At 64.8% G+C, this 14,707-nt stretch carries 3 protein-coding genes; 2 read left to right on the top strand and 1 reads right to left on the bottom strand.

The genetic code is table 11. The features are described 5' to 3' along the window. Positions 1-18: 18 nt before the first annotated feature. Positions 19-570, bottom strand: coding sequence for an RNA polymerase factor sigma-70 (locus IB241_RS03455; RefSeq protein ID WP_005789991.1), 552 nt, complete (start codon positions 568-570; stop codon positions 19-21). 302 nt (positions 571-872) lie between these two features. Here IB241_RS03455 and IB241_RS03450 point away from each other — a divergent pair, with 302 nt between their 5' ends. Both IB241_RS03450 and IB241_RS03445 read left to right on the top strand, forming a co-directional pair. After that, on the top strand, positions 873-1,625 hold the full coding sequence (locus IB241_RS03450) for a thioesterase II family protein (protein ID WP_192296963.1): 753 nt from the start codon (positions 873-875) through the stop codon (positions 1,623-1,625). Positions 1,626-1,676: 51 nt separating this feature from the next. Then, positions 1,677-14,582, top strand: coding sequence for a non-ribosomal peptide synthetase (locus IB241_RS03445; protein WP_192296962.1), 12,906 nt, complete (start codon positions 1,677-1,679; stop codon positions 14,580-14,582). Positions 14,583-14,707: the final 125 nt, after the last annotated feature.

Below are 14,707 nucleotides of genomic sequence, written 5' to 3'. Positions count from 1 at the left end.
GTCAGTTTTGTGCTGTGTTCAGACCCGCCGTGCAAACGTATCGCTATGGCTGCCCGACACCTTGCGGCAGTGCACCAGCGCATCACGGATCATGAAGTTCACCAACGTCGGCGACACGCCGAGTTCCTTGGCGATGTCTTTTTGCGGCACGCCGTGCAAGCGGTACATCTCGAATGCGTAGCGGGTGCGCTGGGGCAACTCCGTCAACGCGTCGGCGATGTTTTCCAGGGTGTTGAAGTTGATGTGGGACGTCTCCGGTGAAGCGCCGTGAATAACCACATTCAAGCCTTCCTCTTCTGTCCCGGAGTACTTGAGCTCCAGGGCCTGCTTGCGATAGTGATCGATCGCCAGGTTACGCACGATTTGAAACAGGTAACTCAATTGGGCCTTGAACGATGACGTGATCGTCGGCGCCGATTGCAGTCGGAAGTAGGCATCCTGCACTACGTCTTCGGCACGGGAACGGCACCCGGTAATACGTGCCGCGATCTTCACCAGGATCAGTCGATTGTCGACAAATGCCTGTAGAAGGGGTGAGTCGCACCTGCCTGTGGATACTTGTTCCGTCATGGAAAATCACCTTGTCGCAAAGAGGTTAGGGGAGGGCGTCCTTGCTGAGGCCTCCTACACATCGGGCAACAAATTATGCTGAATGATAATGATTGTCAAATGAGAAGGCGAACTAATCTTATGCTTTCTGGTTCGATGTGAAGCACGTCTGGCGCAAAGCCTGCGACTAATTATTTGCCGGCTCCGTCCGTTCTCATGGGTGACAGGTCCGTTCGTAAAACGGCCAAGGATCAGCACCCGCAGGAGGGCGAAATGGGTTTTTATCGTGCACACAGCGTGTTTCAGTGTGGAGTGCTCGCCAGATGAGTACGCCGACGCGCCTGCGCCTGTTTTGCCTGCCCTATTCGGGCGCCAGCGCCATGGTCTACGCCCGCTGGCGGCGGTCTTTGCCGGACTGGTTGCAGGTCTGTCCGCTGGAATTGCCCGGGCGCGGCATGCGCATGGACGAGCCGTTGCAGCGCGACATCCAGGCCCTGGCCGCGCAGCTCGCCGAGGAAATCGGGCGCGACCTGAACGGTCCCTACGCTTTGTTCGGCCACAGCCTCGGCGGCCTGCTGGCATTCGAACTGGCCCACGCGCTCAGCGCCCGCAACCTGCCTGCGCCCCTTGCGCTGTTCGCCTCCGGCACCGCCGGCCCGGCGCGGCGTGACGTCAGCGAGTACGCCATCGAGAAGACCGATGAGCAACTGATCGCCCGCCTGCGCGAGCTGCAAGGCACCGCCGAAGAAGCCTTGGCCAACCCCGAATTGATGGCGTTGATGCTACCGATCCTGCGGGCGGATTTTCTGCTCTGCGGCAGTTTCAGCTACGGCCGACGCGCGCCGCTGCGCATGCCCATCCACGTGTTCGGCGGCAAGCAAGACAGCGTGCGCGCCGATCAACTGCTCGACTGGCAGGACGACGCCGCCAGCGGCTTCTCCCTGGACATGTTTGACGGCCACCACTTCTTCCTCGTGCAGCACGAAAGCGCCGTGCTGCGTTGCATCCGCCGTTACGCCGACGAACACCTGGCCCGCTGGCGCAATGGCGCGGCGCGGCAATTGATCGCTGGCTGAACGCACCCGACTTCCCGAATTTCCCGTAAGCCGATTCCAGGCAGGAACCCCATGATGGACGCCTTCGAACTCCCCCGCACTTTGGTCCAGTCCCTTCAACGCCGCGCCGCGCAGACCCCGGACCAGGTTGCCCTGCGCTTCCTCGCCGAGTCCGCCGAGCACAGCGTCGTGCTCAGTTACCGCGACCTCGACAGGCGCGCACGTACCATCGCCGCCGCCTTGCAGGCCAATGCCGAACCGGGCGACCGCGCGGTGCTGTTGTTCCCCAGCGGCCCGGACTACGTCGCGGCGTTTTTTGCCTGCCTGTACGCCGGAGTGATCGCGGTGCCGGCCTATCCGCCGGAGTCGACCCGTCGCCATCATCAGGAGCGCCTGCTGTCGATCATCAGCGATGCCGAACCGCGCCTGCTGCTGACCATCGCCAGCCTCGGCGACGGCCTGGCTCAGATCGAAAACGCGCCGCCGGTGTTGAGCGTCGACACCCTGGAGGCAACGCTCGCCGACCGCTGGAGCGCCGTCGACCTGCAATCAGACGACATCGCCTTCCTGCAATACACCTCCGGTTCCACCGCATTGCCCAAGGGCGTGCAAGTCAGCCACGGCAACCTGGTCGCCAACGAGGTGTTGATCCGCCGTGGTTTTGGCATCGACCTCAACCCCGACGACGTGATCGTCAGCTGGCTGCCGCTGTACCACGACATGGGCCTGATCGGCGGCCTGCTGCAACCGATTTTCAGCGGCGTGCCGTGCGTGCTGATGTCGCCGGCGTACTTCCTGGGGCGGCCGTTGCGTTGGCTTGAAGCGATCAGCGAATACGGCGGCACCATCAGCGGCGGCCCGGATTTCGCTTATCGCCTGTGCAGCGAACGGGTCAGCGAGTCGGCCCTGGAACGCCTGGATTTGAGCAAGTGGCGCGTGGCCTATTCCGGCTCCGAGCCGATCCGCCTCGACACCCTGGAACGCTTCGCCGAGAAGTTCGCGGTGTGCGGTTTCAGTGCGGACAATTTCTTCGCCTCCTACGGCCTGGCCGAAGCGACCTTGTTTGTCGCCGGCGGCAGCCGTGGCCGTGGCATCCCCGCGCTGCACGTCGACGAGCAAGCGCTGGCCGCCAACCGCGCCGAGCCGGGGCAGGGCAGGGCGATCATGAGCTGCGGCACCAGCCAACCGGAGCACGCGGTGCTGATCGCCGACCCGCACACCCTCGTCGAACTGCCGGACAACAGCGTCGGCGAACTCTGGGCCAGCGGCCCGAGCATCGCCCACGGTTACTGGCGCAACCCCGAAGCCAGCACCAACACCTTCGTCCAACACAACGGCCGTACCTGGCTGCGCACCGGCGACCTGGGCTTTATCCGTTCTGGCGAGGTGTACATCACCGGGCGCCTCAAAGACCTGCTGATCGTGCGTGGCCACAACCTGTACCCCCAGGACATCGAACAAACCATCGAGCGCGAGGTGGAAGTGGTGCGCAAGGGGCGGGTTGCGGCGTTCGCGGTGAATGACGGTGGCCTGGAAGGCATCGGCATCGCGGCGGAAATCAGCCGCAGCGTGCAGAAGATCCTGCCGCCCGCAGCGCTGATCAAGGCGATCCGCCAAGCCGTCGCCGAGGCCTATCAAGAAGCGCCAAGCGTGGTGGTGTTGCTCAACCCCGGCGCCTTGCCCAAGACCTCCAGCGGCAAGGTGCAACGTGCCGCGTGTGGCCTGCGCCATGCCGATGGCAGCCTCGACAGCTACGCGCAGTTCCCCGACGCGGGCGCCTCAGTCAGCACTACGGCGCTGGAATCCGACCTGCAACACCAGATCGCCGCGATCTGGTGCGAGCAGCTGCAACTGGCCAGCGTTGCCGCCGATGACCACTTCTTTCTGCTCGGCGGCAACTCCATCACCGCCACCCAAGTGGTTGCCCGGCTGCGCGAAACCCTCGGCCTGGAGCTGAACCTGCGCCTGCTGTTCGAAGCGCCGACACTCTCGACCTTTGCCGCCAGCGTTGCGCAATTGCAGCAGGACGGCGGCGTCGCCCAAGGCGCCATCCACGCTCTGTCACGCCAGGACGAGCTGCCGCAGTCCCTGGCGCAAAACCGCCTGTGGATCACTTGGCAACTCGACCCGCAGAGCAGCGCTTACACCATCCCCGGCGCCTTGCGTTTGCGTGGCGAGCTGGATGAAGACGCCGTGCGCGCCAGCTTCGAACACCTGATCCAGCGCCACGAAGCCCTGCGCACGCGCTTCTACGAACGCGACGGCCAAGCCTTCCAGCGTGTCGATAAAAACACGGCGTTCGACCTGCAAATCATCGACCTCAGCGACCTGCCCGCCGCCGACCGCGAAGCCCGTGCCCGGCAGCTGCGCGAGGACGAAGCACGCACCCAGTTCGACCTGGAACAAGGCCCGCTGCTGTGGGTCACCCTGGTGCGTCTGGACGATGAAGATCACCAGTTGTTGGTGACGCTGCACCACATCATCGCGGACGGCTGGTCGCTGAATATCCTCATCGACGAGTTCTCACGCCTGTACGCCGCCGCCGCCCAAGGCCAGGCCCTGGAGCTGCCGCCCCTGGCGCTGCAATACGCCGACTACGGCAGCTGGCAGCGCCAATGGCTGGCCGAAGGGGAAGGCCAGCGTCAACTGGCGTACTGGAAAGCCCAGCTCGGCGACGAGCATCCGCCGCTCGGCCTGGCCACCGACCACCCGCGCTCGGCGCAACACCTGCACAGCGCTTCGCGCCACAGCGTGCGCCTGGATGCCCGCCTCAGTGCGGCGATCCGCCAGACCGCCCAAGCCCATGAGTCGACGCCGTTCATGCTGCTGCTCGCGGCGTTCCAGACGTTGCTCTACCGCTACAGCGGCCAGCGCGACATCCGTATCGGCGTGCCCAGCGCCAACCGCCCGCGCCAGGAAACCCAGGGCCTGATCGGCTTCTTCATCAACACGTTGGTGTTGCGCGCCGAACTGGACGGGCGCCTGCCGTTCAACCAGTTGTTGGCCGCAACCCGCCAGACGACGTTGGGCGCCCAGGCCCATCAGGACCTGCCTTTCGAACAGTTGCTCGAAGCCTTCCCCCAGGCCCGCGAACAAGGCCTGTTCCAGGTCATGTTCAACCATCAGCAACGCGACCTCAGCGCCTTGCGCCGCCTGCCGGGGATGCTTGCCGATGAGTTGCCGTGGCATAGCCGCGAAGCCAAGTTCGACCTGCAACTGCACAGCGAAGAAGACCGCAACGGGCGCCTGAGCCTGTCGTTCGACTACGCCGACGAGCTGTTCGATACCGCGACCATCCAGCGCCTGGCCGAGCACTTCACCCACCTGCTGCAGGCCGCCTGCGAACAACCGCATCAAGCCATCGGCGATCTGCAACTGCTGCAAGCCGAACTCCAGCCGTGGGGCACCGCGCCGTGCACACCTGCCCAACAGTGGCTGCCCGAATTGCTCAACGCGCAGACCTCGGACAACACCGCACTGGTGTGGCAGGGCGGCACCTTGACCTTTGCCCAACTGCACACCCAGGCCAACCGCCTGGCCCACTACCTGCGCGACAAAGGCGTCGGCCCGGACGTGTGCGTGGCCATCGCCGCCGAGCGTTCGCCGCAACTGCTGATCGGCCTGTTGGCGATCATCAAGGCCGGCGGCGCCTACGTGCCGCTGGACCCGGATTACCCCGCCGAGCGCCTGGCCTACATGCTCAACGACAGCGGCGTTGAACTGCTGCTGACCCAAACCTCACTGCTGGAACAACTGCCCACGGCGGACGGCGTCAGTGTGATCGCCATGGACAGCCTGCACCTCGACAGCTGGCCGACCCAGCCGCCGGGCCTGCACCTGCACGGTGACAACCTCGCCTACGTGATCTACACCTCCGGCTCCACCGGCCAGCCCAAGGGCGTGGGCAACACCCATGCAGCCCTGGCCGAGCGCTTGCAGTGGATGCAGGCGACTTACCGACTGAACCCAACCGACGTGCTGATGCAAAAGGCGCCGATCAGTTTCGACGTGTCGGTGTGGGAATGCTTCTGGCCGCTGATCAGCGGCTGCCGCCTGGTGCTGGCCGGCCCCGGCGAGCATCGCGATCCGCACCGCATCGCGCAGTTGGTGCAGCAACACGGCGTGACCACGCTGCACTTTGTGCCGCCGTTGTTGCAGCTGTTTATCGACGAACCGCTGGCAGCCGAATGCACCAGCCTGCGTCGCCTGTTCTCCGGTGGCGAGGCGTTGCCCGCCGAGCTGCGCAACCGCGTGTTGGCGCAGTTGCCGGCGGTGCAATTGCACAACCGTTATGGCCCGACCGAAACCGCGATCAACGTGACCCACTGGCATTGCCACGCCGAAGACGGCGAGCGTTCGCCGATTGGTCGGCCGTTGGGCAATGTGATCTGCCGTGTGCTCGACGAACACCTGAACCTGCTGCCGGTCGGCGTGCCGGGCGAGCTGTGCATCGGCGGCATCGGCCTGGCGCGCGGTTATCTCGGGCGTGCCGGTTTGACCGCCGAGCGGTTTATCGCCGACCCGCTGGGCGAGGCGGGCGCACGCTTGTATCGCACGGGTGACCGTGTGCGCTGGAGCGCCGACGGTGTGCTCGACTACCTCGGCCGCCTCGATCAGCAGGTCAAGCTGCGCGGCTTTCGCGTGGAACCGGAAGAAATCGAAGCGCGCCTGCTCGCCCTTGAGGGCATCGCCCAAGCCGTGGTGCTGGTGCGTGACGCGCAGTTGATCGGCTACTACACCGCCCACACCGCATTGGACGAAGAGGACGTGAAAAGCGCCTTGGCCGCCGAGTTGCCGGAGTACATGGTGCCTGCGCTGTTGATGCGCCTGGATGCCATGCCCCTGAGCCCCAGCGGCAAACTCGAGCGCCGTGCCTTGCCGGAGCCGGTGTGGCAAACCCGCGAACATGTCGAACCTCAAACGCCGCTGCAACAGCAGATCGCCGCGATCTGGCGCGAGGTGCTCGGCGTGCCACGCTTTGGCCTGCGCGATGATTTCTTCGCCCTCGGCGGGCACTCGTTGCTGGCCACACAGATCATCTCGCGCACCCGCCAGGCTTGTGACGTCGAGTTGCCGCTGCGGACCTTGTTCGAAGCCAGCGAGCTGGGCGCGTTTGCCGAGCAGGTCGGCTTGATCCAGGCCTCGGGGCAGCGCAACCAACAGACCGCCATCGCCCAGGTCGACCGCAGCCAACCCGTGCCGCTGTCCTATTCCCAGCAGCGCATGTGGTTCCTCTGGCAGATGGAACCGGACAGCCCGGCCTACAACGTCGGCGGCATGGCGCGCTTGCGCGGTGTGCTGGATGTGGGGCGTTTCGAGGCGGCGTTGCAGGCCTTGATCATGCGTCACGAAACCCTGCGCACCACCTTCCCGAGTGTCGACGGCGTGGCTTATCAAAAAGTCTCGGCGCAGACCGGCCTGCGCATGGGCTGGCAGGACTTCTCGGCGCTGGACGAGAGCGAACGCCAGCAACGTTTGCAGCAACTGGCGGATCACGAAGCCCACACCCCGTTCAACCTGGAAACCGGCCCGTTGCTGCGCGCCTGTGTGGTCAAGGCCGGCGAGCGTGAGCACTACCTGGTACTGACCCTGCACCACATCGTCACCGAAGGCTGGGCCATGGACATCTTTGCCCGTGAACTCAGCGCGCTGTACGAGGCGTTCATCGACGAGCGTACCTCGCCGCTGGCACCGTTGCCGGTGCAGTACCTCGACTACAGCGTGTGGCAGCGCCAGTGGCTGGAGTCCGGCGAACGCCAGCGCCAACTGGACTACTGGACCGCGCAACTGGGCAGCGAACACCCGCTGCTCGAACTGCCCGGCGACCGTCCACGTCCGCCGGTGCAAAGCCACCAGGGCGAGCTGTACCGCTTCGACTTGAGCGACGACTTGGCTGCCCGCGTTCGCACGTTCAATGCCGAACGCGGCCTGACCCTGTTCATGACCATGACCGCCACCCTCGCCGTGCTGCTCTACCGCTACAGCGGCCAGACCGACCTGCGCATCGGCGCCCCCGTGGCCAACCGCATCCGCCCGGAAAGCGAAGGGCTGATCGGCGCGTTCCTCAACACCCAGGTGCTGCGTTGCCAACTCAGCGGGCAGATGAATGTCGCCGAGCTGTTTGAGCAGGTGCGCCACACCGTGATCGAAGGCCAATCCCACCAGGACCTGCCGTTCGACCACCTGGTGGAAGCCCTGCAACCGCCGCGCAGTGCGGCGTACAACCCGTTGTTCCAGGTGATGTGCAACGTGCAGCGCTGGGAATTCCAGCAGAGCCGCGAACTCGCCGGCATGACCGTCGAGTACCTGGCCAACGATGCACGGGCGACCAAGTTCGACCTCAACCTGGAAGTCACCGATCTTGACCATCGCCTGGGCTGCTGCCTGACCTACAGCACCGATTTGTTCGACGAGCCGCGCATTGCGCGCATGGCCGAACATTGGCGCAACCTGCTCGAAGCGTTGATCGCCGACCCGCTGCAGCGGCTGAGCGAACTGCCGTTGCTCAGCCGCGATGAGCAGCGCGCCTTGCAGCACAGCCTGGGCAGCGAGCCGGGCGAACACCGTCTCGACCAGTGCATCCATCAGTTGTTCAGCCAGCAGGCGCTGGCCCGCGGTGATGCGCCGGCGCTGACCTTTGCCGGTGCGACCCTCAGCTACCGCGAACTCAACGAGCGCGCCAACCGCCTGGCCTGGATGCTGCGCGAGCGTGGCGTCGGCCCGCAGGTGCGGGTCGGCCTGGCGTTGCCGCGATCCCTGGAAATGGTCATCGGCCTGTTGGCGATCCTCAAGGCCGGCGGCGCCTACGTGCCGCTGGACCCGGAATACCCGCTGGACCGCCTGCACTACATGATCGAAGACAGCGACATCGGCCTGCTGCTCAGTGACACAGCGATGTTCGAAGCCCTCGGTGAACTGCCGGCGACGGTGGCCTGCTGGTGCCTGGAAGATGACCTGCCAGTGCTTGGCAACTACCCGGTGGACGAGCTGCCGTTGCTCAGCCTGGCGCAGCATCAGGCGTACCTGATCTACACCTCCGGCTCCACCGGCAAACCCAAAGGCGTGGTGGTGGCCCACGGCGAAATCGCCATGCATTGCCAGGCGGTGATCGAACGTTTCGGCATGCGCGCGGATGACTGCGAGCTGCACTTCTATTCGATCAACTTCGACGCCGCCACCGAGCGCCTGTTGGTACCGTTGCTCAGTGGTGCGCAGGTGGTGTTGCGGGCGCAAGGGCAGTGGGACGCGCAAGAAATCTGCGCGCTGATCCGCACCCATCGCATCAGTATCCTCGGCTTCACCCCAAGCTACGGCAGCCAGTTGGCGCAGTGGCTGGCGACCCAGCAGCAGACCTTGCCGGTGCGCATGTGCATCACCGGCGGCGAGGCGCTGACCGGCGAACACTTGCAGCGGATCCGCGCGGCGTTCCAGCCCGAGGTGTTCTTCAACGCCTACGGCCCGACTGAAACCGTGGTCATGCCGCTGGCCAGCCTCGCCCCCGAGCAATTGGAAGAGGGCGCCGCCAGCGTGCCGATCGGCAGCATTATCGGCGAGCGCGTGGCGTACATTCTCGACGCCGACCTGGCCCTGGTGCCGCAAGGCGCGACTGGCGAGCTGTATGTTGGCGGCGCAGGCTTGGCCCAGGGGTATCACCAGCGTGCGGGGATGACGGCGGAGCGTTTTGTCGCCGATCCGTTTGCCGGCAATGGCGGGCGTCTGTACCGCACTGGCGACCTGGTGCGTCAGCGCGCCGACGGTTTGGCCGAGTACCTGGGGCGTATCGACCATCAGGTGAAGATCCGTGGCTTTCGCATTGAACTGGGCGAGATCGAAACCCGCCTGCTGGAACACGACGCGGTGCGCGAAGCGGTGGTGCTGGCGCTGGACGCGCCAAGCGGCAAGCAGCTGGTGGCGTATCTGGTCAGCGATGCCGACCACGCCCCATTGCGCGAAGCACTCAAGGCCCATCTGAAAGCGCAACTGCCGGACTACATGGTGCCCGCGCACCTGATTGTGCTCGACAGCATGCCGCTGACCGCCAACGGCAAACTCGACCGCCGCGCCTTGCCGCAACCGGACCCGCAGGCCAATCGTCAAGAGTACGTGGCGCCGCGCAACGAACTGGAAAGCACCTTGGCGGCGATCTGGTGCGCAGTGTTGAACGTGCAGCAGGTCGGCCTCGACGATAACTTCTTTGAGCTGGGTGGCGACTCGATTCTGTCGATCCAGGTGGTCAGCCGTGCGCGCCAGGCCGGGATTCATTTCAGCCCGCGGGACCTGTTCCAGCACCAGACCGTGCAAACCCTCGCCGCCGTCGCCACCCGCTCCGAACAGGTCACCGCGGAGCAGGGCGTGTTGGTCGGCAGCTCGGGCCTTACGCCGATCCAGCACTGGTTCTTCGATACCGAGATTGCCCAGCGCCAGCACTGGAACCAGGCGCTGCTGCTCCAGCCGCTGCAGTTGCTCGATCCACATCGCCTGGAGCAAGCGCTGCTGGCGGTGCTGGAGCACCACGATGCACTGCGTCTGAGCTTCACCCAGCGCGATGCGCAGTGGCACGCCGAGCACTTGGCAGTGCCTAAAGGCGGTGTGCTGATGCAGGAGCAAGTGCGCGACATGAGAGATTGCACCGCGCTGTTCACCGACACCCAGCGCAGCCTCGACCTGGAACACGGCCCGTTGCTGCGTGCCTTGCTGGTGGACGGCCCCGAGGGGCAACAACGCCTGCTGATCGCGATCCATCACCTGGTGGTGGACGGCGTGTCGTGGCGTGTCTTGCTCGAAGACCTGCAAAACGTCTATCGCCAGTTGAGCGACGGCCAGTCCGTCAGCCTGCCGGCCAAGACCAGCGCGTTGCGTGATTGGGCAGCACGTTTGCAGGCGTATGCCGGCAGCGAATCCCTGCGCGAAGAATTGGGCGTGTGGCAGGCGCAGTTGGCCGGGCCCGCGGTGAGCTTGCCGGTGGACCGTCCACACGGCAGCCTGCGCCATCGCGATGCCGAGACCGTCAGCGTGCGCCTGGATGCCGAGCGCACCCGCCAGTTGCTGCAACAGGCGCCAAGCGCCTACCGCACCCAGGTCAATGACTTGCTGCTGACCGCCCTGGCCCGCGTGCTGTGCCGCTGGAGCGGGCATGCTTCGGCGCTGATCCAATTGGAAGGCCACGGCCGCGAAAGCCTGTTCGACGACATCGACCTGACCCGCAGCGTCGGCTGGTTCACCAGCGCCTACCCGCTGCGCCTGACCCCGCTGCACATCGAAGAAGCCGCCGGGCAGGGCGCCTCGATCAAGGCGATCAAGGAGCAACTGCGCGGCGTGCCGCACAAAGGCCTGGGTTATGGCGTGTTGCGCTATCTCGCGGACGACGTGACCCAGCAGACCCTGGCGGCACTGCCGAGCGCCGAGATCACCTTCAACTACCTTGGCCAGTTCGACCAGAGCTTTGGCAGCGATGCGCTGTTCCACCCGCTGGACGAATCCGCCGGCCTCGCCCACGACCCGGACGCGCCGCTGCCCAACGCACTGAGCGTCGACAGCCAGGTGTACGGTGGTGAACTGGTGTTGCGCTGGACCTTCAGCCGCGAACGCCACGCCCCGCAAACCATCCACGAACTGGCCGACGCCTACCTCGCCGAACTGCACAGCCTGATCGCCCACTGCCTCAAGGACGATGCCGGCGGCCTCACGCCGTCCGATTTCCCACTGGCACAGCTGACCCAGGTGCAACTGGATGCCTTGCCCGTACCGGCCAGCGTCATCGAAGACGTCTACCCGCTGACGCCGATGCAGGAGGGCCTGTTGCTGCATACCCTGCTGGAGCCGGGCACCGGCCTGTACTACATGCAGGATCGCTACCGCATCAACAGTGCCCTGGACCCCGAGCGTTTCGCCCAGGCCTGGCAGGCAGTGATCGCCCGTCACGAAGCCTTGCGTGCGTCGTTCTGTTGGAACGTCGGCGAAGACATGTTGCAAGTGATCCACAAGCCGGGCAGCACGCCGATTGAATACCTGGATTGGAGCAACGCTCCTCAAGAAGAGCAGGAACCGCGCCTGCAAGCCTTGCTCAAGGCCGAGCGCGAAGCCGGTTTCGATCTGCTCAACCAGGCGCCGTTCCACCTGCGTTTGATCCGCGTCGGCGCCGAGCACTACTGGTTCATGATGAGCAACCACCACATCCTGATCGATGCGTGGTGCCGGTCGCTGCTGATGAACGACTTCTTCGACATTTACATGGCCCTCGGCGAAGGCCGCGAGGCGCAACTGGCGGCGCCGCCGCGTTATCGCGACTACATCGCCTGGCTGCAACGCCAGAACCTCGACGAGGCACGCCAGTGGTGGCAGCAGAACCTGCAAGGTTTTGAACGCACCACGCCGATCCCGAGCGACCGCCCCTTTATGCGTGACCACGCGGGCCACGGCGGCATGGTGGTGGGGGATTGCTACACCCGTCTGGATGCCCGCGATGGGGCGCAATTGCGTGAGCTGGCCCAGGCCCATCAACTGACCGTCAACACCTTTGCCCAGGCCGCATGGGCTTTGGTACTGCGGCGTTTGAGCGGCGAGCGCGACGTGTTGTTCGGCGTCACCGTGGCCGGTCGCCCGGTAGAAATGCCCGAGATGCAGCGCACCGTCGGCCTGTTCATCAACAGCATCGCGCTGCGGGTGAAGCTGCCCGAGGACGGTCAGCCGTGCAGCGTGCGCCAATGGTTGAACGGCCTGCTCGACAGCAATATGCAACTGCGCGAGTACGAATACCTGCCGCTGGTGACGATCCAGGAACACAGCGAACTACCCAAGGGCCAGCCGCTGTTCGACAGCCTGTTCGTGTTCGAAAACGCGCCGGTGGAAGTCTCGGTGCTGGACCGTGCGCAAAGCCTGAATGCCACCTCGGACTCCGGCCGCACCCACACCAACTTCCCACTGACGGCGGTGTGTTATCCGGGCGATGACCTGGGCTTGCACCTGTCCTATGACCAGCGTTACTTCGACGAAACCACCGTGCAAGGCATGCTCGGCGAGTTCAAGCGTCTGTTGCTGGCGCTGGTGCAGGGCTTCCATGGCGACATGGCCGACTTGCCGCTGATTGGCGAGCAGGAGCGTGAGTTTTTGCTGGAGGGCTGCAATCAGAGCGGCCACGACTACCCGCTGGAAAGCAGCTACGTGGAGCTGTTCGAAGCCCAGGTGGCGGCGCATCCACAGCGAGTCGCCGCCAGTTGCCTGGACCAGCACTGGAGCTATGACGAGCTGAACCGGCGCAGCAACGGCCTGGGCCATGCGTTGATCGAAGCCGGTGTCGGCCTTGATCAACCGGTTGCCTTGCTCGGCGAGCGCAACTTGGATCTGCTGGGCATGATCATCGGCAGCTTCAAGGCCGGTGCCGGTTACCTGCCGTTGGACCCGGGCCTGCCGAGCCAGCGGTTGCGCAGCATTATCGAGCGGAGTCGTACGCCATTGCTGGTGTGCAGCGAGGCGTGCCGCGAGCAGGCCATCGAATTGCTCGAAGGCTTCGACTGCCAGTTGCTGGTGTGGCAAGAAGTGCCGGCTCGCGGTGCCAACCCTGGGGTCTACAGCGGCCCGGACAACCTCGCCTACGTGATCTACACCTCGGGTTCCACCGGGCTGCCCAAGGGCGTGATGGTCGAACAGCGCGGCATGCTCAACAACCAGTTGAGCAAGGTGCCGTACCTGAACCTGAGCGACGCGGATGTGATCGCCCAGACCGCCTCGCAAAGTTTCGATATTTCCGTCTGGCAGTTCCTCGCCGCGCCACTGGTTGGCGCACGGGTGGACATCGTGCCGAACGCCCTGGCCCATGATCCGCAAGGCTTGCTCGAGCATGTCCAGGTGCAAGGCATCACGGTGCTGGAGAGCGTGCCGTCATTGATCCAGGGCATGCTCGCCCAGGATCGCATCCACCTCGACGGCCTGCGTTGGATGCTGCCGACCGGCGAAGCGATGCCACCGGAACTGGCGCATCAGTGGTTGCAGCGTTACCCCGGGATCGGCCTGGTGAACGCCTATGGCCCGGCGGAATGTTCGGATGACGTGGCGTTCTTCCGCGTCGACCTGGCCTCGACCCGTGGCACTTACCTGCCGATTGGCACACCGACCGACAACAACCGTTTGTACCTGCTGGACGGTGCGCTGGAGCTGGTGCCGCAAGGCGCGGTCGGCGAGTTGTGCGTAGCTGGTACGGGCGTCGGGCGTGGTTACGTCAGCGACCCGCTGCGCACCGCGCCGGTGTTTGTGCCGAATCCGTTTGGTGCACCGGGCGAGCGTCTGTATCGCACCGGCGACTTGGCGCGTCGGCGCAGCGATGGCGTGCTGGAGTACGTCGGGCGTATCGACCATCAGGTGAAGATTCGCGGCTACCGCATCGAACTCGGTGAAATCGAAGCACGCCTGCACGAGCAACCGGAAGTGCGCGACGGGGCGGTTGGCGTGCAGAACGGCGTCAACGGCAAACACCTGGTTGGCTATCTGGTCGCTGCCAATGAAACCCTCAACCCGAGCGAACGCCTGGACCGCATCAAGCAACGCCTGCGCGCCGAACTGCCGGAATACATGGTGCCGCTGCACTGGCTGTGGCTTGAGCGTCTGCCGTTGAATGCCAACGGCAAACTCGACCGCAAGGCGTTGCCTTTGCTCGAAATCGGCCAGCTCCAGAGCCAGGATTACCTGGCGCCGCGCAACCCGCTGGAAACCACCCTGGCTGCGATCTGGGCCGAGGTGCTGAAGGTTGAGCGGGTAGGGGTGCAGGATAACTTCTTCGAACTGGGCGGGCACTCGTTGCTGGCCACGCAGATTGCCTCGCGGGTGCAAAAGAGCTTGCAGCGTGATGTGCCGTTGCGGGCGATGTTCGAGTGCAGCACGGTGGCGGAGTTGGCCGAGTATATCGATGGGTTGGCGGCCAATGAGGTCAGCGCCGAGAAGGTGGATCGGTTGAGTGATTTGATGGCGCAGTTGGAAGGGATTTGAGCGGGCCGCTAGTCCGAACTGTCAGATCTGACAGTAGGCAAAGCTCCTGATCCAAGCGTTAGATCACCGAAGGCTCTGGCCGATATGGCCAGCTATGACGGTGATCTAACGCTTGACAGGAGTCT

Source organism: Pseudomonas sp. PDM05 (genome assembly GCF_014851685.1).
GTDB lineage: Bacteria > Pseudomonadota > Gammaproteobacteria > Pseudomonadales > Pseudomonadaceae > Aquipseudomonas.
This window is presented reverse-complemented; position numbering and strand designations above follow the sequence as displayed.